The organism is Streptomyces cyaneochromogenes (assembly GCF_003963535.1).
In the GTDB taxonomy this organism is placed as follows: Bacteria; Actinomycetota; Actinomycetes; order Streptomycetales; family Streptomycetaceae; genus Streptomyces; species Streptomyces shaanxiensis.
In genome coordinates this window covers 9,604,955-9,628,023 of sequence record NZ_CP034539.1, presented here as the reverse complement: position 1 = coordinate 9,628,023, position 23,069 = coordinate 9,604,955, and the positions used below count along the sequence as shown (strand labels likewise).

The 23,069-nt window shown below is 71.2% G+C and carries 23 protein-coding genes and 2 pseudogenes; 7 read left to right on the top strand and 18 right to left on the bottom strand.

All coding sequences use genetic code 11. The annotated features are described in order from the left end of the window. Positions 1 to 6: 6 nt before the first annotated feature. The 3 genes from EJ357_RS43180 (at position 7) to EJ357_RS43170 (ending at position 2,560) form a co-directional block, all read left to right on the top strand. The gene (locus EJ357_RS43180) at positions 7 to 411 is read left to right on the top strand and encodes a nuclear transport factor 2 family protein (protein ID WP_126397642.1); all 405 of its coding nucleotides are present in this window, start codon (positions 7 to 9) and stop codon (positions 409 to 411) included. Positions 412 to 519: 108 nt separating this feature from the next. Then, positions 520 to 1,686, top strand: coding sequence for a serine hydrolase domain-containing protein (locus tag EJ357_RS43175; protein ID WP_126397640.1), 1,167 nt, complete (start codon positions 520 to 522; stop codon positions 1,684 to 1,686). Positions 1,687 to 1,816: 130 nt separating this feature from the next. Beyond that, complete coding sequence (locus EJ357_RS43170; protein ID WP_126397638.1) at positions 1,817 to 2,560, top strand: GntR family transcriptional regulator; 744 nt, start codon at positions 1,817 to 1,819, stop codon at positions 2,558 to 2,560. Positions 2,561 to 2,648: 88 nt separating this feature from the next. Here EJ357_RS43170 and EJ357_RS43165 read toward each other — a convergent pair whose 3' ends face one another. Both EJ357_RS43165 and EJ357_RS43160 read right to left on the bottom strand, forming a co-directional pair. After that, positions 2,649 to 3,377 (bottom strand): class I SAM-dependent methyltransferase, encoded by a 729-nt coding sequence (locus tag EJ357_RS43165; protein ID WP_126397636.1) that lies wholly within the window; start codon positions 3,375 to 3,377, stop codon positions 2,649 to 2,651. Positions 3,378 to 3,382: 5 nt separating this feature from the next. Then, positions 3,383 to 3,940, bottom strand: a complete 558-nt coding sequence (locus EJ357_RS43160; protein ID WP_126397634.1) for a PadR family transcriptional regulator — start codon at positions 3,938 to 3,940, stop codon at positions 3,383 to 3,385. Between the two features lie 70 nt (positions 3,941 to 4,010). Between EJ357_RS43160 and EJ357_RS43155 the strand changes: the two genes are divergently transcribed. Further along, positions 4,011 to 4,409, top strand: a complete 399-nt coding sequence (locus tag EJ357_RS43155) for a nuclear transport factor 2 family protein (protein ID WP_126397632.1) — start codon at positions 4,011 to 4,013, stop codon at positions 4,407 to 4,409. 56 nt (positions 4,410 to 4,465) lie between these two features. Here EJ357_RS43155 and EJ357_RS48700 read toward each other — a convergent pair whose 3' ends face one another. The 3 genes and pseudogenes from EJ357_RS48700 to EJ357_RS43145 all read right to left on the bottom strand — a co-directional run. Continuing rightward, positions 4,466 to 4,612 carry a hypothetical protein gene (locus tag EJ357_RS48700; protein WP_175647227.1) on the bottom strand — a complete coding sequence of 49 codons (147 nt, stop codon included), beginning with the start codon at positions 4,610 to 4,612 and terminating at the stop codon, positions 4,466 to 4,468. Between the two features lie 50 nt (positions 4,613 to 4,662). Continuing rightward, positions 4,663 to 5,019 carry an RNA polymerase sigma factor gene (locus EJ357_RS43150; protein WP_407698547.1) on the bottom strand — a complete coding sequence of 119 codons (357 nt, stop codon included), beginning with the start codon at positions 5,017 to 5,019 and terminating at the stop codon, positions 4,663 to 4,665. Between the two features lie 46 nt (positions 5,020 to 5,065). Then, a pseudogene (locus EJ357_RS43145) lies at positions 5,066 to 5,317 on the bottom strand (YciI family protein); the annotation flags it as partial. Between the two features lie 400 nt (positions 5,318 to 5,717). Here EJ357_RS43145 and rho point away from each other — a divergent pair. Both rho and EJ357_RS49845 read left to right on the top strand, forming a co-directional pair. After that, positions 5,718 to 6,857 (top strand): transcription termination factor Rho, encoded by a 1,140-nt coding sequence (gene rho, locus EJ357_RS43140; protein WP_126397630.1) that lies wholly within the window; start codon positions 5,718 to 5,720, stop codon positions 6,855 to 6,857. 94 nt (positions 6,858 to 6,951) lie between these two features. Beyond that, positions 6,952 to 7,788, top strand: a pseudogene (locus EJ357_RS49845) (D-alanyl-D-alanine carboxypeptidase family protein); the annotation flags it as partial. 83 nt (positions 7,789 to 7,871) lie between these two features. Here EJ357_RS49845 and EJ357_RS43130 read toward each other — a convergent pair. From EJ357_RS43130 to crcB (EJ357_RS43085), 10 genes are all read right to left on the bottom strand, one after another. Then, positions 7,872 to 9,248 carry a glycosyltransferase 87 family protein gene (locus EJ357_RS43130; RefSeq protein WP_126397626.1) on the bottom strand — a complete coding sequence of 459 codons (1,377 nt, stop codon included), beginning with the start codon at positions 9,246 to 9,248 and terminating at the stop codon, positions 7,872 to 7,874. Next, the gene (gene mptB / locus EJ357_RS43125; RefSeq protein ID WP_126397624.1) at positions 9,245 to 10,639 is read right to left on the bottom strand and encodes a polyprenol phosphomannose-dependent alpha 1,6 mannosyltransferase MptB; all 1,395 of its coding nucleotides are present in this window, start codon (positions 10,637 to 10,639) and stop codon (positions 9,245 to 9,247) included. The genes EJ357_RS43130 and mptB overlap by 4 nt, the downstream gene beginning before the upstream one ends. A gap of 254 nt (positions 10,640 to 10,893) precedes the next feature. Next, complete coding sequence (locus EJ357_RS43120; RefSeq protein WP_126397622.1) at positions 10,894 to 11,835, bottom strand: glutaminase; 942 nt, start codon at positions 11,833 to 11,835, stop codon at positions 10,894 to 10,896. 49 nt (positions 11,836 to 11,884) lie between these two features. Then, on the bottom strand, positions 11,885 to 13,294 hold the full coding sequence (gene aspA, locus EJ357_RS43115) for an aspartate ammonia-lyase (RefSeq protein WP_126397620.1): 1,410 nt from the start codon (positions 13,292 to 13,294) through the stop codon (positions 11,885 to 11,887). A 142-nt stretch (positions 13,295 to 13,436) separates the two neighbouring features. Next, positions 13,437 to 14,453: an asparaginase gene (locus tag EJ357_RS43110; protein WP_126397618.1), complete on the bottom strand. Its 1,017-nt coding sequence runs from the start codon at positions 14,451 to 14,453 to the stop codon at positions 13,437 to 13,439. Positions 14,454 to 14,511: 58 nt separating this feature from the next. Then, entirely contained in the window at positions 14,512 to 15,951 is a 1,440-nt protein-coding gene (locus EJ357_RS43105; RefSeq protein ID WP_126397616.1) for an amino acid permease, read from the bottom strand. Beyond that, positions 15,948 to 16,625: a FadR/GntR family transcriptional regulator gene (locus tag EJ357_RS43100; protein ID WP_126397614.1), complete on the bottom strand. Its 678-nt coding sequence runs from the start codon at positions 16,623 to 16,625 to the stop codon at positions 15,948 to 15,950. Before EJ357_RS43100 ends, EJ357_RS43105 begins: the two co-directional genes overlap by 4 nt. A gap of 217 nt (positions 16,626 to 16,842) precedes the next feature. Then, positions 16,843 to 17,217 (bottom strand): fluoride efflux transporter CrcB, encoded by a 375-nt coding sequence (crcB, locus tag EJ357_RS43095; protein WP_126397612.1) that lies wholly within the window; start codon positions 17,215 to 17,217, stop codon positions 16,843 to 16,845. Further along, a complete protein-coding gene (locus EJ357_RS43090; protein ID WP_126397610.1) occupies positions 17,214 to 17,624 on the bottom strand; it encodes a DUF190 domain-containing protein in 411 nt (136 codons plus the stop codon). The genes crcB (EJ357_RS43095) and EJ357_RS43090 overlap by 4 nt, the downstream gene beginning before the upstream one ends. Next, positions 17,621 to 18,082, bottom strand: a complete 462-nt coding sequence (gene crcB, locus EJ357_RS43085) for a fluoride efflux transporter CrcB (RefSeq protein WP_126397608.1) — start codon at positions 18,080 to 18,082, stop codon at positions 17,621 to 17,623. Before crcB (EJ357_RS43085) ends, EJ357_RS43090 begins: the two co-directional genes overlap by 4 nt. Positions 18,083 to 18,371: 289 nt before the next feature. On the opposite strand from crcB (EJ357_RS43085), the gene EJ357_RS43080 reads away from it, so the two are divergent. Continuing rightward, positions 18,372 to 18,842: an SRPBCC family protein gene (locus EJ357_RS43080; RefSeq protein WP_126397606.1), complete on the top strand. Its 471-nt coding sequence runs from the start codon at positions 18,372 to 18,374 to the stop codon at positions 18,840 to 18,842. 26 nt (positions 18,843 to 18,868) lie between these two features. Here EJ357_RS43080 and EJ357_RS43075 read toward each other — a convergent pair whose 3' ends face one another. The 3 genes from EJ357_RS43075 to EJ357_RS43065 form a co-directional block, all read right to left on the bottom strand. Continuing rightward, positions 18,869 to 19,156, bottom strand: a complete 288-nt coding sequence (locus EJ357_RS43075) for a helix-turn-helix domain-containing protein (protein WP_126397604.1) — start codon at positions 19,154 to 19,156, stop codon at positions 18,869 to 18,871. A 193-nt stretch (positions 19,157 to 19,349) separates the two neighbouring features. Continuing rightward, positions 19,350 to 20,924, bottom strand: a complete 1,575-nt coding sequence (locus EJ357_RS43070) for a glycosyl hydrolase 53 family protein (protein ID WP_126397602.1) — start codon at positions 20,922 to 20,924, stop codon at positions 19,350 to 19,352. Between the two features lie 115 nt (positions 20,925 to 21,039). Then, positions 21,040 to 23,061, bottom strand: a complete 2,022-nt coding sequence (locus EJ357_RS43065) for a beta-galactosidase (protein WP_126397600.1) — start codon at positions 23,059 to 23,061, stop codon at positions 21,040 to 21,042. Between the last annotated feature and the right edge of the window lie 8 nt (positions 23,062 to 23,069).

The window sequence follows — 23,069 nt, the reverse complement described above, 5'->3', positions numbered from 1 at the left end:
GCCCGTATGGAAACGTCTGAAGCCGCGGAGCGGTTCGTCCGGGTCTGGGAGCGGGCCTGGGCCGAGCATGACGTGGACGCGCTGCTGGAGCTGTACGCCGAGGACGTCGTCCACCGCTCGATGCCGTTCCGCGAGCCGCACCGGGGACGCGTCGAACTGGCCGCGTATCTGCGCTGGTCGTTCGCCGAGGAGCGGGTGACCGATGTCCGCTTCTCCGCGCCGGTCGTCGGCCGGGACGGCGTGGCCGTGGCCGAGTTCCGGGTTCTCGCCGAGGAGGGCGGTGTCCCGTCCACGCTCGCGGGCTGCGTCTTCGCGCGCTTCGACGCCGCCGGGCGGGCCGTCGAGACCCGCGACTACTGGCACACGGCCGAGGGGCATCGGGAGCCGGCAGGTACGCGGTTCTTCGGCTGAGTCCGGTCCGTCCCGCCCACTTCCGCCCAGTCCGACCAGTCGGTACGTTCAGGGGCCCGGGTCGCAGTGCCGCGGCCCGGGCTTTTGGCGGACGACGAGGGGCGGGCCATGACGGAGCACGAGGCGCAGGTGCACGGGCACTGCGATCCGCGGTTCGCGGCGGTGCGGACGGCGTTCGAGACGAACTTCCGGGAGCGCGGGGAGCTGGGCGCCGCGGTCGCCGTCACGCTCCGCGGACGGACCGTAGTCGATCTGTGGGGCGGGTGGGCCGACGCGGCACGCAGCCGCCCCTGGGACCGCGACACGCTGGTCAACGCGTGGTCCACCTCCAAGGGACCGACGGCACTGTGCGCGCACATACTCGCCGACCGGGGACTGCTCGACCTCGACGCGCCGGTGGCCGCGTACTGGCCGGAGTTCGCCGCCGCGGGCAAGGACGGGATCCTCGTACGGCATCTGCTGTCGCACCGCGCGGGCCTGTCCGGCCTGCGGGAGCCGCACTCGCTCCAGCAGCTCTGCGACTGGGAGTTGACGACGCAGCGGCTCGCTGCGATGGAGCCCTGGTGGACGCCGGGGACGGGGTCCGGGTATCACGCGCTCACGTACGGCTTCCTGGTCGGGGAGGTCGTGCGGCGGGTGTCGGGGCTGTTGCCCGGGGCCTTCCTGGAGCGGGAGGTGACCGGGCCGCTCGGGATCGACTTCGCGATCGGGGTGCCGGAGAAGGACGCCGGACGGGTGGCCGAGCTGGTGCAGCCGCCCGTCGCGTCGACCAGTGAACAGGCCGCGATCTTCAGCCAGTTGGCGCCCGCCGCGCTGGCCGCGCTGGTCAACCCCGCCGTGGGGGCGGCTCAGGCCAACTCGCCCGAGTGGCGGGCCGCCGAGATACCCGCCGCGAACGGTCACGGCACGGCGGGGGCGATCGCCACGCTGTACGGGATCTTCGCGGGCGGCGGGTCGTACGACGGCCACCGCGTCCTCTCCCCCGAGGCGGCCGAGCGGGTGCGTGAGGGGCAGGGCAGCTGCCGCGACCTGGTGCTCGGAGCCGGGTTCGAGCACGACACCGAGGTCGGCCTCGGCCTGTGGCTCAGCGGGCCCAACGGCTCGTACGGGCCCAACCCGAAGGCTTTCGGACACGACGGCTTCGGCGGCTCCTGCGGGCTCGCGGATCCGGAGGCCGGTGTGTCGCTGGGCTATGTGATGAACCGGATGGGCCCTCATATCGCCGACGACCCGCGGAAGATGGCGCTGATCGACGCCCTGTACGGCGCCCTGTGAGCGCCGGTTCACGCGGGCCGTTTCGGCCGAAGTGACAGATCACTCTTCCCTGGTGGTTTAGACCACTGCTTAGATCTGGTGACGCAAGGAGCCCGCACGACTACGACACGTCACCAACAGGAGGCGCGGCATGGCCCGCACCACCCCGCACGACCGCCCGCTCACCACGGCGCAGCCGCTGTACTGGAGGATCGCCACCGCACTGCTCGACGAGTTGCGCGACGGAACAGTCCCACCGGGTGGACGACTGCCGGGGGAAAGGCAGTTGGCGGAGCATTTCGGGGTCAGCAGGGAGACCGTGCGCCAGGCGCTGGAGGTGCTGCGCCACAGCGGCCTGGTCGCCACGGACCGGCGGGGCAGCCATGCCACCCTGTCCGGTCCGCCGGTCGAGACCGCGGCGTCGCTCACCTTCCCGATCGGCGCCCGGCCCACGAGCCCGGGCGCCGTGGACCTGGCCACGGTCGCCTGGGAGGCTCCCCCGCCGGAGCACGCCGAGGCCCTGGGACTGGCGCCGCACTGCCCGACCCTGGTCCACCGCTACGAGTCCGCGGGGGCCGACGGACGCGGTCGGCGCACGGCCGTGACGTCCTTCTCCGCGGTGGCGCTCGCCGAGGTGGCGGAGCTGGCCCGCTATCGCGACCGCGCCCGTGACACCGGGTCCGCCCAGCTGCGCCGCGCCTACGACTGGATGCGCAGGGCAGGCCTCACGCTGCACCACCGGGACGCCATCACCCGGCTCCCGGGGGCGCCTTCGGTACGGGTCACCCGGCGGGTGCACGACCAGCACGCCCGCCCCCTGGAGATCACGGATCTCGTCGTGGACGCCCAACAGGACGCTCTGGTCTACGAGTTCACGTTGCCCGCGGCGGGCTGAGTGCGCACGACGCTCACCGTCGGCGAGCGGGAGGTCACCGGTTAAACAAAACCTTCTCGAGCGATAGGAGTAGGCAAATCCAACCCACCTAGTCCGCGCCGCGTCGCGCCACCACCATCCGTACACGGGGACTGCCGTCCCGCCGCCGCCCGAACTCGCGCAGGGCCCGAAGCTCCACCTGGAAACCGGCGCGCTTCAGCTCGCTTCGCACCTCCCCGAGACGGAAGGCCCGGTAGTACATGACGAACGGCGGCCGCCACACGGCGTTGCGCACCCGCATCACCGCGTCGAAGCCAAGGAGCATCCAGTAGGCCGGGGACGTGGGCCCCGCCGGGGCGACGACCGGGAACACGAAGCACCCGCCGGGCCGCAGCACGGAGTGGACCTGGGCGAACAGCCCCGGCAGCTCACGGGGCAGGAAGTGACCGAACGCGCCGAAGCTCACCACGAGGTCGAAGGCGGGGGTGAACGGCAGGGCACGGGCGTCCGCGCGGACCCAGGCGACGCGCGGCGCGCCCACCCGCACCCGGCGCCGGGCGACGTCGAGCATGCCGGCACTGAAGTCGACGCCGGTGACACTGCGCCGGCACACCTCGGCCAGCACCTCCATGCCCGCGCCCGTACCGCAGCAGAGGTCGAGTCCGTCGTCGTAGGGGCCCGTACGCCCGAGCTCCGTCGCGACGGAGGACAGCACCGAGTCCGGCGTGCGGAACGGGGTGTGGTCGAACTTCGGGGCGAGCAGGTCGTATCCGCGCTCGACGGACGACAGCGCCTGGACGGCGAGTTCGCGCAGGGAGGGACCTTCGGGGCTGAACATCCGCGTCACCCCCGCGCAGCGCGGTGCTTCAGGACGCCGAGAACACGCTCGCACCAGCGCAGGTTCTCCTCCTCGAAGGAGATGCCGCGCAGCAGCGTCAGATACGGCCCGACGCGGTCGGACTCACGCAGGTACTCGTCCTCGGCCCGCCCGTCGAGGAGGCGTTCGCGGACCCGTTCGTACCGGTCCAGCTTGCCCCGCGCCCAGGTCATGCGCTCCTCGACCAGGGCGTGGGCGGCCTCGGGGTCCTCCATGGCCTGCAGCTTGATCAGGAGCTCGTCGCGGACGGCGGTAGGCCGTCTGGGCGGCTCGGCGGCGAAGGCGCGCAGGTCCTCGCGTCCGGCCTGGGTGAGCGTGAACATCCGCTTGTTCGGGCGCCGTTCCTGCTGCACGAACCGGGCCTCGACCAGGCCGTCCTGCGCGAGGCGTTCCAGCTCCCGGTAGAGCTGCTGCGGGGTCGCGGGCCAGAAGTTGGCGAACGACACGTCGAAGACCTTGGACAGCTCGTAGCCCGAGGCCTCGCCCTCGAGGAGGGAGGCGAGCACGGCGTACTTCAGGGACATGTGGACACGCTAACAGCAGGTGATTATTGTCATCGGCACCTACTCAACTAATTGACTATGAGGTGATCCGATGCGCGCGTTCCGCGAGGCGGTGGAGGCGGGCGACGCCGACGCCATGGAAGCCCTGCTGGCCGAGGACGTCGTCTTCACCAGCCCGGTCGTGTTCAAGCCGTACGCCGGCAAGGCGATCACGGCGGCGATCCTGCGGGGTGTCATGCGGGTCTTCGAGGACTTCCGCTATGTGCGCGAGATCAACGACGAGGGCGGCCGTGACCACGCGCTGGTCTTCGCCACGCGCGTGGGCGACCGCGAGATCACCGGCTGCGACTTCCTCCGGCTGAACGAGGACGGCCTGATCGACGAGTTCACGGTGATGGTCCGTCCGCTGTCCGGCGCGCAGGCTCTGGCCGCGGCCATGGGAGCGCAGTTCGAGCAGATCGAGAAGGAGGCGGCGGAGCGCTCGGCGTGAGGGAGGCGGGCCCGGTCGGCGTGACCCTCTCGGCCGGGCCCCGGGTACGCCTCCGCTCAACCGCGCAGGCGGAGCCCGGCGAGCCAGACGTCCGGCGTCCCCGGTCCGTCGCCCGGGGCGGGAGGCGTTCGGCGGGCCCGCAGGAGCGAGGCGAGGCTCTCGTGCAGCTTGCCGGTGCGGGGCGCGGGGGCGTGCGTGGCCATCGGGGCCTCCGATGTCGAAGGGGCTCTTTCACCCCACCGACGAACGGCCCCTACCCGGATCGACACTCCGCGAGCCGCCTTTCGAGGAACCTGCGTTCCGCGTCGTTCTCCACCAGTTCCAGGGCCCGCCGGTACGCCCCGGCCGCCTCCTTCGTACGGCCGCTGCGGCGCAGCAGATCGGCGCGGGTCGCCGGCAACAGGTGGTACCCGGCCAGCTCGCCCTGCTCCTCCAGCTCCGCCACCAGGGCAAGGCCCGCCTGCGTGTCCTCGGCCATGCCGACGGCGACCGCGCGGTTGAGGCGGACGACGGCGGAGGGCACGAAGCGGGCCAACTCGCCGTACAGGGCGGCGATGCCGGCCCAGCCGGTCTCCTCGGCGGTGGGCGCGGTGGTGTCGCTCGGCGTCAAGCGCGCGGATCCGCGCCTCGGCGTCCTCGTCCTCCCAGAACGGCCGTACCTCCATGGCCCCGATGCCGGCCACGGGATGCCGCGCCGCCGCCTCGATGGCCTCCTCCATGCCGTCGCACTCAGGGAGGTCGAACCCGGCGACGTACTCCTTCGCCTCCGCGAACGGCCCGTCGCTGCGCAACACCTCACCGCCACGCACGCGTACGGTGACGGCCCGGTCCGGGGGCGCCAGCCGGTGGCCGTGCAGGCGTACGCGGCGGTCGCCGAGGTCGTCCACCCAGGGTTCGACGGGGGCCATTCCCGAGGCGTCCGCGGAGTCGTCACCGCAGACGAGCAGCATGTACTTCCTCGGTCCTCCCGGTCCTCATGAGCTTCCTGCACCCCACCTACGAACGGGACCGGTCCGAATCGACACCCGGATGCCCCGTCTTTTCGAGGTGGCCATGCGCTCAACCGGCGTGCTAGTGTCCCGGTAGCACTTGTGTACGCCCGTTCGAGGGCGCCGGTGCCAGTTCTCCCTCAGTTCGCCGGTAGATGTACCGGCTTCGCCTCACCACCTCGTGACCCAGCGGATCTGCCGTACCCGAGGTGTTGTGTCCGCCGCCCGAAGGCACTCTGTCCGCCTTCCCCATGTCCGCGGCTCATCCCTTCCTTCCGCATGTCCCATGCCTTCCGTCCGGGAAAGGACCGATCACCGAATGACCACCACCACACTCGAGAACCCTCCCGTGGAGCAGCAGCCCCCGGTCCGTGCCGTCACCGGTGTCCTCGACATCGACACGAACGGGAAGGGGTACCTGCGCGCCGCGAACCTGCTGCCGTCGCCCGCCGACCCGCAGGTCTCCCCCGCGCTGATCCGCCGCTACGGCCTGCGCAAGGGCGACCTCGTCGACGGCGTACGCGGTACTCAGCGCGCCCTCACCGAAGTCGCCCGCGTCAACGGGCGCACCCCTGACAAGAACCGCCGTCGCTTCGGCGAGCTGACGCCGCTTCACCCGCGTGAGCGGATCCGTCTCGAACACCCGGGGTCCGGTCTGACCGGCCGTGTCACCGACCTGATCGCCCCCGTGGGCAAGGGCCAGCGGGGCCTGATCGTGGCCCCGCCCAAGACCGGCAAGACGGTCCTCCTCCAGCAGATCGCGGCCGCCGTCACCGGCAACCATCCGGAATGCCGGCTGATGGTGGTGCTCGTCGACGAACGCCCCGAGGAAGTCACCGACATGCGGCGCTCGGTGCGGGGCGAGGTGTACGCCTCGACCTTCGACCGGGCGCCCAGGCAGCACATCGCGCTGGCCGAGCTCGTGATCGAGCGGGCCAAGCGGCTCGTCGAGGCGGGCGAGGACGTCGTCATCCTGCTCGACTCGCTGACCCGGCTGTGCCGGGCACACAACAACGCGGCCGCGTCCGGTGGCCGCACCCTGAGCGGCGGCGTCGACGCGGCCGCCCTGCAGGGGCCGAAGCGGTTCTTCGGCGCCGCGCGGCTCACCGAGGAGGGCGGCTCGCTCACCATCCTCGCCACGGCACTCGTGGAGACCGGTTCCCGGGCCGACGACTTCTTCTTCGAGGAGCTCAAGAGCACCGGCAACATGGAGCTGCGCCTGAGCCGCGACCTCGCCTCCCGCCGGGTCTTCCCCGCCGTCGACATCAACCCGTCCGGCACCCGGCGCGAGGAACTCCTCCTGCCCCCGGCCGAGTTGACCACCGTGCGCGGCCTGCGCCGGGCCCTGCAGGGCCGGGACGGCCAGGCCAACCTGGAAACCCTTCTGGAGCGCATGCGCGAGACACCCGACAACGCGACGTTCCTGCGGCGGATCCAGCCGACGCTGCCCGGCGACTGACACACCGCCACGGGCATCGCCCGTCCGGGTGCCGGCGCGGCCCGCCCGGCCCGGGCAGCGCGGTGGACGACGGCCGCGTTCCTAGGTTGGCGGTATGAAGATCGGATTTGCCTCCCGAACCCTCGCGGCCACCTGCGCGCTGTGCGCGGCCGGCCTGCTGGCACTGGCGCCGACAGCCGCGGCCGCCCGCACGGGGCCCGACCCCGACCCGCCCGGCGGGCAACAGGCGACGACACCACGACCGGCGCTGCTGTACCGGCCCGGCACCCATGTGCGGCCCAACGCCGACGTATCCCGGCCGCCGCGGGTCTCCGCGCTGTCGTGGCTGGTGGCCGACGCCGACACCGGCGAGGTGCTCGCCGCGCGCAACGCGCACCGTGAACTGCCGCCCGCCAGCACCTTGAAGACGCTGTTCGCCCTCACCGTGCTGCCGACGCTGCCCGTCGGCATCCGGCACCGGGTGAGCGAGGAGGAGCTGGCGGGGATCGGGCCCGGCAGCAGTCTCGTGGGGGTCGCCGAGGGACGGACGTACAAGGTCGCCGACCTGTGGCGCGGGGTGTTCCTCAGCTCCGGCAACGACGCCGTGCGGGTGCTGGCCTCGCTGAACGGCGGCTGGCGCTTCACGGCCGCCCGTATGCAGGACAAGGCCCGTGCGCTGGGCGCCCTCGACACGCGGGTGCTGTCGCCCGACGGTTACGACACGCCCGGCCAGGTCTCGTCGGCGTACGACCTCGCGGTGTTCGGCCGGGCGGGGCTGCGCAACGCGGACTTCGCCCGGTACTGCGGCACCGCGGACGCGTGGTTCCCGGGCAGGAACGGCTGGTCGTACCGGATCCGGAACACCAATCGGCTGCTGACCGGCGCGGACGGCGTGGACCCCTATCCGGGGCTCATCGGCATCAAGAACGGCTACACCAGCAAGGCGGGCAACACGCTCGTCGCCGCCGCCCGCCACGGCGATCGCACCCTCGTCGTCACCGTGCTGAACCCTCAGGCGGGCGGCGGGTTCGCCGTCTACGAGGAGGCCGGGGAGCTGCTCGACTGGGGGTTCGACGCGGCCGGGCGGGTCGAACCGGTGGGATCGCTCGACGCCTTGCGGGCGAAGCCCAGGCCGGGGCCCGTGACGGACCCCGTGGTGGCCGCGGTGGCATCGGAGGGCGGGGGGCGGTCGCAGCCGTCCGGGGTCGGCTGGGCGGAGGCGTGGGCGATCGCGGGCGCCGCCGGTGTGGGGGCCGGCTTCATCTCGCTCGTGCTGCGCGCCCGGTTCTTCGAGCTGGTGGACCCGGACTGACCGACCGGCAGCCACAGCAGCAGACCGAGCGTGATCCAGGCGTACGTGTTGCTGCCGAGGAAGCCGTCCACGCCGGATGCGTCGTCGAACCACAGCCACACCACGCTCGTGCACAGCACCGCGTACAGGACCGCCGCGATCCGGGCGTGTCCGGCGCGGACCAGGACGGCGAAGGACGGCAGCAGCCACACCAGGTGGTGGACCCAGGTGATCGGGCTGACCAGACAGGCGGTCAGCCCGGTGAGGGCGAACGCCGCCGTCCAGTCCTCCGCCAGGACCGCCCGCCGGGTACGCGCCATCCAGACGCCCAGGACCAGCAGGACCACCACCGCCCAGACCGCGCGGTCCGCAACGCCGAGCCGGGCCAGGATGCCCTGCACCGACTGGTTGGAGACGTAGTCGAGACGGCCCACCCGGGTGGTGTCCCACATGGCGTGCGTCCAGTAGAAGCGGGAGGCGTCGGGGGCCACCCAGGCGGCCAGCGCCGTGGCCGCGGCCGCAACGGCCGTCGCCACGGCGGCCGTTCGCCAGCGCCGGGCCACCAGCAGCAGGCCGATGAACGCGGCGGGCGTCAGCTTGATCGCGGCCGCGAGGCCGATGCCCACACCCGCCCAGCGCTCCCGCCCCGTGGACAACAGCCAGCAGTCGAGGAGCACCAGCGCCAGCAGCAGGACGTTCACCTGGCCGAAGCTGAACGTGTCCCGCAGCGGTTCGAACAGGGCCAGCACGCAGGCCGCGAGCGCAACGCCGTACCAGCCGTAGCGCCGCCAGGACCGTCCGGCCAGCACGCGCAGCGCGAAGGCGAGTGCCGCCAGGTTGAGCAGCAGCGCCAGGGCGATCGCGACGTGCAGACCGACCAGTGCCATGGGCAGCATGACGACGGCCGCGAACGGCGGGTAGGTGAAGCCGTACATGGTGCCGGGCACCCGGTAGTCGTAGATACGGCCGTCGTGATGGATCCAGCTGTCGATGGTGCCGTAGTAGACGCGCAGGTCGAACCAGTCGCGCAGCAGGGGCACGGTCGCGGTGAAGACGATCACGACGGCGGCGAGTACGACCACCAGGGCGAGCCGGGCGCGGTCGGTGCGCGGGAGTCTCATGCGGTGCGCTCCAGGGCCGGGGCCTGCGCGGCCAGATGTGCCTGCCACAGGACGACCACGGCGAGCGCGCCCCCGGAGACGGCCAGGACCAACTGGCCGACGTCCGCGGAGCCGCCGCTGGGCAGGACGGCCAGCGCGAGCACTCCGGTCAGCGCCGCCACCCGGTGCCGTACCGAGGTGCTGGGCGCCGCGGCGGCGATGAGGAACAGGCCCCACAGCGCGTACCAGGGGCGGATCGCCGGTCCGAAGGCGGCCACCGCGGCCAGGCTCAGGCCGAGCGCGTACACGGGGCGCGGACGCCAGCGCCACCATATGAGGACCACGAGGACCGCCGTGAGGACCAGACCGAAGATGTGCCACGCCGGGACGGCCAGCGGCGCCAGATCGCTGCCGATCTCGTCCAGCAGGGAGGCGGTGGCCCGGCCGAGCAGACTGGTGAGCGCCCAGTTCTGCGGGGAGACCGGGGTGTCCAGGGCGCCTATCCAGCCGTATCCCGTGCCCGCGACGGCCGTTGCGGCGACCGTGGTCGCGGCGGACGCTGCCACCGTGGTGAGCACGGCCTTGGCCACGTGCCGGCCCGCCCGCATCATCAGCAGCACGACCGCCGCGAGGCCCAGCGCGGCGGGCGCCTTGACCAGGGCGGCGAGCGTGACGAGTACGGCGCCCAGGACGGGCCACCGGCCGAGGGCCGCGACCAGGCCGGCGCCGAGCAGGCCGAGCATGATGGCGTCGTTGTGGGCGCCCGCGACCAGATGCAGCAGCACGAGCGGGTTCAGGGCGCCCAGCCACAGCGCGGCGGCCGGGTCGGCACCGCTGTGCCGGGCCAGGCGCGGCAGCGCGGCCGCCATCAGCGCCACGCCGAGCAGCGCTATCAGCCGCATGCCGATGAGCCCGGCGGGGAGTTCGCCGCGGGTCAGTCCGGACAGGGCGGAGGCGACGCCGAGGAACACCGGGCCGTAGGGGGCCGCGGTGTGCCGCCACAGCGGGGCGACCTCGTCGGCGAGCGGGCCGCCGAGGTGGGCGGGCCCGTACGCGTACACGTCGATGTGGGCGTCGACCATGGCCCCTTGGGCCAGGTAGCTGTACACGTCCCGGCTGAACAGCGGCGGCGCGATCAGCAACGGTGTCGCCCAGACGGCCAGGACCAGCAGCAGAGCGCGCGGGGTCGGCGGGTCGGCGCTGCGCACGAGGCGGCCGAGCAGCAGCCAGGCCGCTATCAGCAGGACGACGCCGAAGTAGACACCGACCAGGCCCAGGGCCGCGTGTACCGACGACGGGGCCAGGAGTTCCCGGACCGGCAGCGCACCGGCCGTCTCACCGCCCAGGGCGAGGAAGGCGGTGCCGGCCAGACCGAGAATCTGGCAGCGGCGGAGATCGACGGGGAAAGCCATGGCCAACACTCGGGCAGCGTGTCAACGTGGAGTGGCCGGAAGTTGACGGGGTTCCCTCCGGGGGGAGGCCGTGGTGTGTCCGGCGCGTGATCGACTGCGGCAAGCATGAGGGCTGGGAAGCATGTGCCTGGTGCGGTGTGGTTCGCAGGCTGCGGGGCGGTGGGGGCTTGTCGCGCCCACGCCGCGGAGCCGCAAAATCGAAACAGCCCCGCGCCCCTGAGGGGCATGTCCGCATCCGGCGCCTGGCTGTTACGTCAGAACACCGACAGGCCCGTCAGCGTCGTGAATCTGTCCAGGGCCGCCACTCCCGCCACCGAATTGCCCCGCTCGTCCAGACCCGGGCTCCAGACGCAGAGCGTGCACCGCCCCGGCACCACCGCGATGATGCCGCCGCCCACGCCGCTCTTGCCGGGCAGGCCCACGCGGTACGCGAAGTCGCCCGCCGCGTCGTACGTGCCGCAGGTCAGCATCACGGCGTTGACCTGTTTGGCCTGACTGCGGGTGAGCAGGCGGGTGCCGTCGGCGCGGATGCCGTGGCGGGCCAGGAACGTGGTGGCCAGGGCGAGGTCGGCGCAGGAGGCCGTGACGGAGCACTGACGGAAGTACTGGTCGAGCAGGACCGGGACGGGGTTGTCGATGTTGCCGTAGGACGCCATGAAATGGGCCAGGGCAGCGTTGCGGTCGCCGTGGGCCGACTCGGAGGCGGCCACGTCCTTGTCGAAGTCCAGGGCGCGATTGCCGCTCTCGGCGCGAAGGAAGGCGAGGAGTTCCCCCGAGGCGTCGCCGGTACGGGTCTGAAGGCGGTCGGTGACGACGAGGGCGCCCGCGTTGATGAACGGGTTGCGCGGGATGCCGTTCTCGTACTCCAGTTGGATCAGGGAGTTGAACGGGTTGCCGGAGGGCTCTCGGCCCACGTGCTCCCAGAGTTCGTCCCCCTCGCGGGCCAGGTCGAGCGCGAGGGTGAAGACCTTGGTGATGGACTGCGTGGAGAACGGCTCACGCCAGTCCCCCACGCCGTACACCGAACCGTCGAGTTCCGCGACGGCCATGCCGAAGCGACGCGGGTCGCAGGCCGCGAGCGCCGGGATGTAGTCGGCGGGCCGGCCACGGCCGGGGGTCCGTCCGATCTCCTCCGCGATGCGCTCCAGGATCGGCTGGAAGGTCAGTGACGACGTCGACGCTGCCATGATCACCATTGTGCCTCCGTGCCGGTCCCGGTGCGCATCCACGGTTCGGGGGGGGTGGTCAGGCCAGTGCCTGGCCGCTGCCCGCGACGACCTCCGGACGGAGCAGGTCGGCGAGGGTCTCTGCGGGCAACAGGCCCTTCTCCAGGACAAGTTCGGCCACGCCACGGCCGCTGACGAGGGCCTCCTTGGCGATGTCGGTGGCCGCCGTGTACCCGATGTGCGGGTTCAGGGCGGTGACCAGGCCGATGGAGTTCTCCACGGTCCGGCGCAGCGCCTCGGTGTTGGCGGTGATGCCGTCCACGCAGCGCTCGGCGAGCGTCAGGCAGGCCGCCCGAAGGTGGGTGATGCTCTCCGACAGGGAGTGCAGGATGATCGGCTCGAAGGCGTTCAGCTGGAGCTGTCCGGCCTCGGCGGCCATGGTGATGGCGACGTCGTTGCCGATCACCTCGAAGGCCACCTGGTTGACGACCTCGGGGATCACCGGATTGACCTTGCCCGGCATGATCGACGAACCGGCCTGCACCGGCGGCAGGTTGATCTCACCGAGCCCCGCACGCGGCCCGGAGGAGAGCAGCCGCAGGTCGTTGCAGCTCTTGGACAGCTTGACCGCGATCCGCTTGAGCACCCCGGACATCTGCACGAACGCCCCGCAGTCCTGGGTCGCCTCGACCAGGTTGGCCGCCGTGACCAGCGGCAGCCCGGTGATCTCCGCGAGGTGGCGACGCGCCGACTCCGCATACCCCGCAGGGGCGTTGAGCCCTGTACCGATGGCCGTGGCGCCCAGGTTGATCTCATGGATCAACTCGACGGCCTCGGCAAGACGGGACCGGTCCTCGTCAATCATGACGGCATACGCCGAGAACTCCTGCCCCAGCGTCATCGGCACCGCGTCCTGCAACTGCGTACGGCCCATCTTCAGCACGTCGCGGAACTCGACGGCCTTGCGGGCGAAGGCGTCCTGCAGCACGGCCATCGCCTTGAGCAGCCCGCGCACCGCGAACACCGTCGCGACCTTCACGGCGGTCGGGTAGACGTCGTTCGTCGACTGCCCGAGGTTGACGTCCTCGTTGGGGTGCAGGTACCGGTACTCGCCCTTCGCGTGTCCCAACAGCTCCAACGCCCGGTTGGCCACGACCTCGTTGGCGTTCATGTTGGTCGACGTGCCGGCGCCGCCCTGGATGACGTCGACGACGAACTGGTCGTGCAGCTTGCCGGTGCGGATCTCCCGGCAGGCGGCGACGATCGCGGCGGCCTTCTTCGGGTCGAGCAGACCGAGCTCCTCGTTGGCGAGGGCAGCGGCCTCCTTGACGGCGGCGAGGGCGTCGATGAGGTGCGGGTAGGCGGAGATCGGCGTCCCGGTGATGGGGAAGTTCTCTGTGGCGCGCAGGGTGTGGACACCCCAGTAGGCGTCGGCGGGTATGTCACGGTCGCCGAGCAGATCGTGTTCGCTACGGGTGACGACGGTCATGAGGGAACGTTTCCTCTTTCAATGCAGGTGAGGGTGAGCGCCCTTCAGGGGCGCGGGGCGTTATCGATTTGCGGCTACCGCCGGGCGGGCGCGACAAGCCACAAAGGACCCGCAGCCGCCGTGCATGGGATCCGGCACATCCTTAGGCGCACGCCGAAACAACGACCGGCTCCAGCGAACGAACGGGCCGCACACACCCGACCTCCCGGCCGCCGCCAAGAAGCGCCTCACCCTGGAACTCGGTGAGCAGCTCCTGATCCACACCGGCCCACGCAAGAGCGGCCGCGGCCACCGGCACCCGCGCCCGATTCGCCCCATCGGCGATCTTCACGGCAACGGCCCGGCCGTCCGGAAGCGCAGCCACCTGAACACCCTCGAACCCGTCCTTGGCGAGCAGCCCCGGCACGGCCCGCATCAACGCGGCCACGTCCCGCCCCGAGCCGGAGGCCATCTCCGCGTGCTCCCGCATCGCGTCGGCGACCCGCGCCTCGGGCGTGCCCGGCACCGCGGCGGTGATCCGGGCGGCGGCGCGGGCAAGCCCGTGCAGTGAGACGGAGAACAGCGGCGCCCCGCACCCGTCGATGGTCACCCGCGCGATCCGTTGCCCCGTGAGGTCCTCGACGATCTCGGCGATCGCCTGCTGCAGCGGGTGCCCGGGGTCGAGGTAGTCCTCCAGGGACCAGCCGTTGAGCCGGCAGGCGTACAGCATGGCCGCGTGCTTGCCGGAGCAGTTCTGGGCGAGCCGGGAGGGCGTTCGGCCCTCCCGGACCCAGGCGTCCCGCACGACCGGGTCGTACGGCATGTCCGGGACGTTGCGCAGGTGGTCCTCGGTGAGCCCGGCGAGTTCGAGGATGCGCCGGGTTCCGGCCAGGTGGCGTTCCTCGCCGGAGTGGCTCGCCGCGGTGAGCGAGAGCAGTTCGCCGTCCAGCGGGAGCCCGACCCGCGCCATGGCGACGGCCTGTACGGGCTTGAGCGCCGAGCGCGGGTAGAAGGCGGCCTCGATGTCACCGAGCTGGAACCGGACCTGGCCGTCGGCGCCGAGGACGACGACGGAGCCGTAGTGGATGCCTTCGGTCATTCCGCCGCGTACGAGGTGGGCGACGGGGGCGTGGAGGGGTTCGCGGACAAGGGGTGCGTCCGCTATGGAACTGCTGTACATCACTGCCTGGCTGCCTGGTTGTAGTGGGCCGATGAGGGGTCGTCGGCCGATACGGATCTCACGCGTCGGCCTTGGGGGTGGTGCGCCCGGCCCGGGCACGGATGCCGTACCAGCCCGCGACGAGCGCTCCGACGATCAGCGGCAGGCACAGCACGGTGGTGCGGCCGGCGCCTCCGTCGGCGTACATGAGGACCAGGACGGAGGCGAGGAAGGCCAGCGTCACGAGTTCGGTCCAGGGGGAGCCCGGCAGTCGGTAGCCGGGGCGGGTGAGCTCGCCCTTCTGGGTCTTCTGCCAGAAGAGCAGGTGACAGATCATGATCATGCCCCAGGTGGCGAGGATGCCGATCGCCGCGAAGTTCAGCACGATCTCGAACGCGTCCGCGGGGACGACGAAGTTGAGGCCGACGCCGAGGACACAGATACCGCTGGTGAGCAGGATGCCGCCGTACGGGACCTGGCTGCGGCTCATCACCGAGGTGAACTTGGGGGCGGAGCCGGACATCGCCATGGAGCGCAGGATGCGGCCGGTGGAGTACAGGCCGGAGTTGAGCGAGGACATGGCCGCGGTCATCACGACCAGGTTCATGACGCCGCCGGCCGCCGGGATGCCGATGTTGGACAGCACGGTGACGAACGGGCTCTCGCCCGCCTTGTAAGACGACCAGGGCAGCAGCATCGAGAGCAGGACGACCGAGCCGACGTAGAACAGGCCGACGCGCCACATGATCGAGTTGATCGCCTTCGGCATGATCTTCTCGGGGTTCTCGGTCTCACCGGCCGCGACGCCGACCAGCTCGACGGAGGCGTAGGCGAAGACGACGCCCTGGATGATCAGCAGCATGGGCAGCAGGCCGTTGGGGAAGAGGCCGCCGTGGTCGGTGATCAGGGAGGGGCCGGGGGTGGTGCCGTCGACCGGGTGCTGGGTGACCAGCAGGAAGATGCCGATGCACATGAAGACGACGAGCGCGCCGACCTTGATGATCGCGAACCAGAACTCCAGTTCGCCGAAGATCTTCACCGAGATCAGGTTCACGGTGAGGACGACCGCGAGGGCTATCAGCGCGATCACCCACTGCGGGATGTCGGAGAACATGCCCCAGTAGTGCGTGTACGTGGCCACCGCGGTGATGTCGGCGATGCCGGTGGTGGCCCAGTTCAGGAAGTACATCCAGCCCGCCGTGTACGCGCCCTTCTCTCCCATGAACTCCCGGGCGTACGACACGAAGGCGCCGGAGGACGGGCGGTACAGGACGAGTTCGCCTAGGGCGCGCACGACCAGGAAGGCGAAGACGCCGCAGACCGCGTAGGCGATGAACAGGGACGGGCCGGCGTCGGCGAGTCGGCCGCCGGCGCCGAGGAACAGGCCGGTGCCGATGGCACCGCCGATGGCGATCATGTTGACGTGCCGGGACTTCAGCGACTTGCTGTAGCCGAGGTCTCCGGCGTCGACGTGACCGGACTGGGGGCGCGTCTCGTCTTTGAGGTGCTGTTCGCTCACGCCTCGGGTCCGCCTTCCGTGGTGCTGTCCGTGCGCGGGGGGCGCACGATGTCGGTGAGGGTGGTCTCGACGCGGTCCAGGTGGTGGGCCATGGCGTCGGTCGCGTCGAGTTCGGAACCGTCGATCAGCGCCTCGACGATGGCCCGGTGCTCGCGGTTGGACTGCTCGCGGCGGCCGCCCAGCTCGTTGAGGAAGGCCGACTGACGCGCCAGTGCGTCGCGGATCTCCTCGATGACCCGGCGGAAGACCGGGTTCTGGGCGGCCTCGGCCACGGCCAGGTGGAAGAGGGTGTCCATCGCGACCCACGCGGTGGTGTCCGTCTCCCGTTCCATGCGGTCGAGCAGGTGGGCCAGGTGGTCGAGGTTCTCCGGGGTGCGGCGCAGCGCCGCGTACCCGGCGACCGGGATCTCGACATGCCGGCGCACTTCCAGCAGGTCGCTGGCCGCGTAGTCGCCGAAGGTGGGGTCCTCGACGGCGTTCGCAACGACGAAGGTGCCCTTACCGGTCTTGGAGACGGTCAGACCCATGGTCTGCAGGGCCCTGAGGGCCTCGCGCAGCACGGGACGGCTGATCTCCAGGGTGCGGCAGAGCTCCGCCTCGGAGGGCAGCTTGTCGCCGATGGCGTATTCGCCGCGCTCGATGGCGCTACGCAGGTGCGCCAGGACGGCTTCCATGGCGCTGATGCGACGCGGAGGCTGTCCGGCTGTCCGGCTGTCTGACAGGTTCACGGGAGAGATACTCCGGGTGAGCCGTGGGTGGTGTCAAGGGATGCGAATGGCGAGATTCACCGGGCACGGCGCTTGAAAGCCGCCATCCCGCCCGGTCGGCCGTGACATACGACGACGCGAACCGGTCCCCTACGCGAACCGGTCCCCTACGGCCACACGGCCGCTACGACCACATGGCCTCGGCGATCGACACCCCGAGGAACGCAGCCCCGAGTCCGGCGCTCACGCTCCCCACGACGTTGGCGACGGCGTACAGCCCGGCACCCGTCTCGGTCAGCCGCAGGGTCTCGTACGAGAAAGTCGAGTACGTGGTCAGCGCCCCGCACAGGCCGGTGCCCAGGAGCAGCTGGAGGTGGTAACTCGCGGCGCCCGCGGATGCCGCGCCGGTGAGCAGGCCCAGGATCAGGCAGCCGGTGACGTTGACCGCGAAGGTGCCCCAGGGGAACACCGAGTCGTGCCGGGACTGCACGGCCCGGTCGGTGAGGTAGCGCAGGGGCGCGCCGACGACCGCCCCCGCGATCACCAGGAGCCAGTTCACGACGACTTCTCACCCTTCGTGTCCGATCCCTTCGTGTCCGATCCCTTCGTGTCCGATGCGCGCGCGGTGTCGTCGCGCCCGGTGTACCGGATGACCTCGCAGTCGTCGAGCGTGACGAGCCCTTCGGTGACCAGCTCGTCGAGCTGCGGCAGGAAGGCCCGTACGGGCTCGTCGGTGTCGACGATCACGATCGCGACCGGCAGGTCCTCGCTCAGGGACAGCAGCCGGGAAGTGTGGATCAGGGAGGACGCGCCGAAGCCCTCGATGCCGCGGAAGACGCTGGCGCCCGCGAGGCCGGCGGCGTGGGCGCGACGGACGATCTCCGAGTAGAGGGGCTTGTGGTGCCAGGTGTCGTTCTCGCCGACAAGGACGGTCAGGCGAAGGGCTCTGCCGGTCAGCCGTGTCATGGCCGCCTCCACTTCAGAACACGGCGGGCCCCCGCCGCCGCGAGCCAGACCGCCGCGAGGGCGGCGATCAGGGTCGCGGCGAGGTAGGCCAGTGCCGTGCGGGGATGGCCGTTGTCGGCCAGGTGCTGGATGTCGACGGCGTACGTGGAGAAGGTGGTGAAGCCGCCGAGGACTCCGGTGCCGAAGAAGGGGCGGACGAGGCGGTGCGCGGCCCACACGTCGGTGATGACCACCATGAACACACCGATCACGGCGCAGCCGATCACGTTGGTCCAGAAGGTCGCCCAGGGGAATCCGCCCTGCGGGGTCGGCCACCCCAGGGCGAACGCGTAGCGGGCCGTGGCGCCGACGGCTCCGCCGAGTGCGACCACCGCGACGACCGGCGCCTGTGTCCGCCATGCGGGCTGCCGCGGAGCGCGGGCCGGGGCGCGGAGGTTCTCGGTGTCCGGGGCTGTCATGGGCGTACGTCTCCTACTCGCCGGTGCCCGGGCATGCGGGCCGCGTCGTCGCAAGTAGGGACCGTTGGCGGCAGCACTGCCGCGGTTCGGGTACGGCGGGCCCCACCGCCGCGCCGCGAGGGTCGTCGCGGCCGGGAATCAGGGTAACTCCGGGCGGCCGGAAGGGTCACTTCGGGACCTCGGCCTGCGCGGGCCCGCACGCTGCGGATGCTGCGAGTGCGCCGCGCCGCTACTGTCGAAGGGCCCGCTGAGCAGCACAAGCCCGTACTCCAGAAGGAGCGTGGTCGGCGTGGCCCGCAATCGCCGTCTGATCCTGAGCTCGCCGTCCGAGGTCTGGAGCCTGCTGTCGGACGGCCGTCGCTACGGGGAGTGGGTCACGGGAACCCAGCGGGTTCTCGCCGTGGACCCGCACTGGCCCGACGTGGGCGCCCGGCTGCGCGTCCGGGTCGGCATCGGCCGCCTCACCCTCGACGACACCGTCGTCGTACGCATCTCCCAACCACGGCAGCGCCTGGAGATCGAGGCGAGGGCAGAACCCTTCGGGGCGGCCCGGATCGCCATGAGGCTGATCCCCTGGGGCGAACACACGCTCTTCGTCATCGACTGGCACCCCCTGCGGGGCCCCGGTACCCGGATGCACGGGCTGCCCGTCGACTACGTCGTCGCGATCCGCAACGGCATGATGCTGACGAAGCTGGCCCGGATCGCGGTGCGCGAGCATCACGAACTCAGCCCGGAATCGGCACTGCGCGCGGGCTAGGTGTCGGCCGCTGCGGTTGGCGTCGGCTACCAACCCTTCTCGAACATGCGCGCCACCTCGGCGATCCGCATCTCGTCGCGCCGGTAGTGCGCGCGCCTCCGGATCCGCTTCGTGCGCAGCAGGCCGAGGTCCACGAGGAGGCCGAGGTGGGTCTCGGCTACCTTGCGCGACACTCCGAGCTTCTCGGCCATGGCGTCCGCCGTGACGCCGTCCTCGACCGGGTCGCCGTGTCGTGGCTTGGGGAAGTGCGCGGCCGGGTTCTTCAGCCATTCGAGGATGTCCAGGCGCCTTACGCTGACGGGAGTCCTCAGCATCTCGTCCCTCCCTCCGACGGTCCGCGTCCTCACGCGTCCACCCACTGTCCCGCAGTCGGAGCCACCCTGTCCGGGACTCTCGGACCCTTGTCCGGTACCGAACGGCCGTACGACACAAGGGCGTTCACCCGTAACGCGACGGGGCCCGGCCGCACGGGGACGGCCGGGCCCTGCTGTCGTGGATTCAACGAACTCAGCGGTGGCTGAACCACGCCGTCGACGACAGCGCCTTGTCGTCGTAGCCGAACAGCGCCTGGTTCTCCCAGCCGTTGCCGGACGAGGCGTCGGCCGGGTCCCAGCCGTTGCCGGAGACGGCGGTCCAGGTCGCCTCCCAGTAGAAGACACCGAGGCCGCGGCCGTTCGGGACGGCCTCCACGATGCTGGTCACGTCGTTCATCCACCGGCGCTGCCCGGCCGTGTTCGCCGGGTAGCCGGAGACCAGTTCACCGGTGGTGTTGATGATCTCCTCGTGCGAGTCCTCGCTGTCCAGCCGGAACGGGTAGGCCGTCTCGGCGACGAAGACCGGCTTGCCGTAGCGGGAGGCCGCGTCGTCCAGGGTGGTCTGGAAGTCGTAGAGCGAGCCGTGCCAGTAGCCGTAGTACGACAGGCCGATCGCGTCGAACCTCACTCCGTTGGAGACCGCACTGTCGAACCACCAGCGGGTGCCGGAGAGATCGCCGCCCTTGGCGAGGTGCAGCGCGACCGTGGTGGACGAGTTGACCGCCTTGACCGCGTCATAGCCCGAGTTGAGCAGTCCGGCGAGCTGCGACCAGTTGCTCGTCGAGCCCTCGTTCCACAGCATGCCGCCGTTGATCTCGTTGCCGACCTGGACCATGTCGGCGGTGGTGCCCTGAGCCTTCAACGCGTTCAACACGTCGTACGTGTGGTTGTACACGTCGGTCCTGAGCTGGCTGTAGGAGTGGCCGGCCCAGGCGGACGGCTTGCTCTGGGCGCCCGGGTCGGCCCAGGTGTCCGAGTAGTGGAAGTCGACCAGCAGCTTCATGCCGGCCGCCTTGACCCGCTTGGCCATGGCGAGGACGCGCGTCTTGTTGTTGTAGCCGTCGGCCGGGTTGACCCAGACCTTCAGCCGCGCGTAGTTCATGCCGGCGTTCTTCAGGATGGTGACCGCGTCGCCGGCCGTGCCCGAACTCGTCCTGTAGACACCGCCCTTGGCCTCGCTCTTGGCGAGGGAGGAGATGTCGGCGCCGTGGATCGACGTGCCGCCCGTGCCGGAGGCGAAGGTCAGGTCGTCGACGTTGATCCAGTTGCCCGCGTTCGCGTCACTGTTGATGCTGATCGTGCACTGGTTGTTGGTCACGTTGACCGGCACGACGATCCGGATCCAGCCGCTCGCCGAGACCGGCAGGTCGGTGCGCTGCTCCGTGCCGCCGCAGTTCTTCAGCGCCAGGTACGCCGAGTTCTGGCCACCGCCGGAGCGGACCCAGGCGGTGAGCTTGTAGGTGCCGTTGGTGAGCCCGGACAGGTACTGGTACGTCTCCACCTTGTAGGCGGAGGACGAGTAGTGGGTCAGGCGGTAACTCCCGCCGTGGCCACCGGCTTCGGTGAAGGAGGCCGAGTTCTGGCCGCCCGCCGAGTACGTGGACCAGCCGGCCGGTGTGGCGGTGCCGGTTCCGTCGGACTCGAAGCCGCCGTTGGTGAGCGTGCTCGCCGCCGAGGCGGTCTGCGCGGGCAAGGCGGTGAGGGCGAGTCCGGCGGTGAGCGGTATCAGCAGACCCCGGAGGGTGCGGGTGCGTCTGGGATGGAACATCTTCGTCCGTCGTCCCTTCGACGTATGGGGTTGGGGGTGTCCCTCGCCAGGGGGATCGGCGAAGGCAGCCCCTCCGCCCGCGGCTCGCGGCACGCGCGGGCGGAGGGGAGTCGGCTCAGCCGTCGAGTCGTACGACCCGGACGGCTCCCGCGGGCACCTCCAGGCGGCCCGCGGCGCGTTCGCCGGTCAGCAGCTCGGTGCCGGGCGTCTCCAGCGGCACCTTGGCATCCGACGCGGTGTGGTTGATCGCGAACAGGTAGCTGCCCGACTCGCCGGCGCGGCGCACGACCTCGACATCGCGGGGCAGGTCGACACGCGGTGCGACCTGGGCGTCCTCGATCGCCCAGCCCAGCAGCGCGTCGAGCCCCTCGGCGCCCAGCCGGGTGGAGACGTACCAGGCGGTGCCCTCGCCGAGCCGGTGCCGGGTGACGGCCGGGTGGCCCGCGGCCAGGCCGTCGGCGTAGGTCCACACGGTCTCGGCGCCGCGCGGGACGACGAACTCCGTCCACACGTCGCCGCTGAGCTCGGAGCCGTCCGGGCCGGTGATGCGCACCAGCTGGTCCTGGAGGAGCGGCGAGAACTCCTCGACCGTCAGCCCGAGGACGTCCCTCAGCGGCCCGGGGTGGGCGCCCTCGTGCACGGCGTCGTGCTCGTCGACGATGCCGGAGAAGTAGGACACGACGAGGGTGCCGCCGTTCTCGACGTACTGGCGCAGATTGCGGCCGGCCGCATCCGTCATCAGGTACAGCGCGGGTACGACGACCAGGGGGTAGGCCGACAGGTCGGCTTCCGGGTGGGCGAAGTCGACCGTGAGGTGGCGGTCGTAGAGCACCTCGTAGAAGGCGTCGGCGCGCTCGCGCGGGTCGTGGTCCTCGCTGGGGCGCCAGTCGAGGTTCTGCGCCCACCAGGAGTGCCAGTCCCACAGCATCGCCACGTCGGCCTGCGTGCGGGTGCCGCGCACAGTGCTCAACGAGTCGAGGGCGGCTCCGAGTTGGACGACCTCGCGCCACACGCGTGTGTCGGTGCCGCCGTGCGGGACCATCGCCGAGTGGAACTTCTCGGCGCCGCGCCGGGACTGCCGCCACTGGAAGAACATGGCGCCCTCGGAACCGCGCGCCACATGGGCGAGGGAGTTGCGGGCCATCTGGCCGGGGGCCTTGGCCGGGTTGCGGGCCTGCCAGTTGACGCCCGAGGTGGAGTGCTCCAGGAGGATCCAGGGCGCTCCCCCGGCCACGGACCTGGTGAGGTCGGCGGCCATCGCGAGGTTGACGTGGGTGCGGCGGCCGTCGGTGATCAGGTAGTGGTCGTTGGTGACGATGTCGACCTCGCGGCCCCAGGCCCAGTAGTCGACCGAGTCGCACTGGCTGAGGGCCGTCATGAAGTTGGTCGTGACCGGGACGCCCGGCGAGAGGCGGTGCAGGATGTCCCGTTCCATACGGAAGTTCTCGCGCATGGTGGCGTCGGCGAAGCGCTTGTAGTCCAGTGCCTGGGCCGGGTTGACGGACGTCGGGGTCATCCGGGGCGGGTTGATCTGCCCGAAGTCGGCGTAGCGCTGGCCCCAGAAGGCGGTGCCCCAGGCCTCGTTGACCGCGTCGACCGTCCCGTACGCCGACTCCAGCCAGCGGCGGAAGTGCGCGGCGCAGGAGTCGCAGTAGCAGGCGGAGACGGGGACGCCGTACTCGTTGTGCACGTGCCACATCGCCAGCGCCGGGTGGTCGCCGTAGCGTTCGGCGAGCCGGGTGGTGATGGTGGCGGCCGCGGCCCGGTAGTCCGCGTTGCTGTGACAGATCGCGGCGCGGGAGCCGAACTCGTGGCGCGCTCCCTGCGGCGTCACGGGCAGGGCCTCGGGGTGGGCGCGGTAGAACCACACCGGCGGGCAGACGGTGGGCGTGCCCAGGTCGACGCGTATGCCGTTCTCGTGCAGCAGGGCGAACAGGCGGTCCATCCAGCCGAAGTCGTACTCCCCGGGTGAGGGTTCCAGCAGGGCCCAGGAGAAGATCCCGACGCTCACCATCGTGACGCCGGCCTCCCGCATCAGCCGGACGTCCTCCTGCCAGACACTTTCCGGCCACTGCTCGGGGTTGTAGTCCCCACCGAAGGCGAGCCTGGTGAGGCCCCTGGGGGTGGTCTCCGGCATGGATTTCT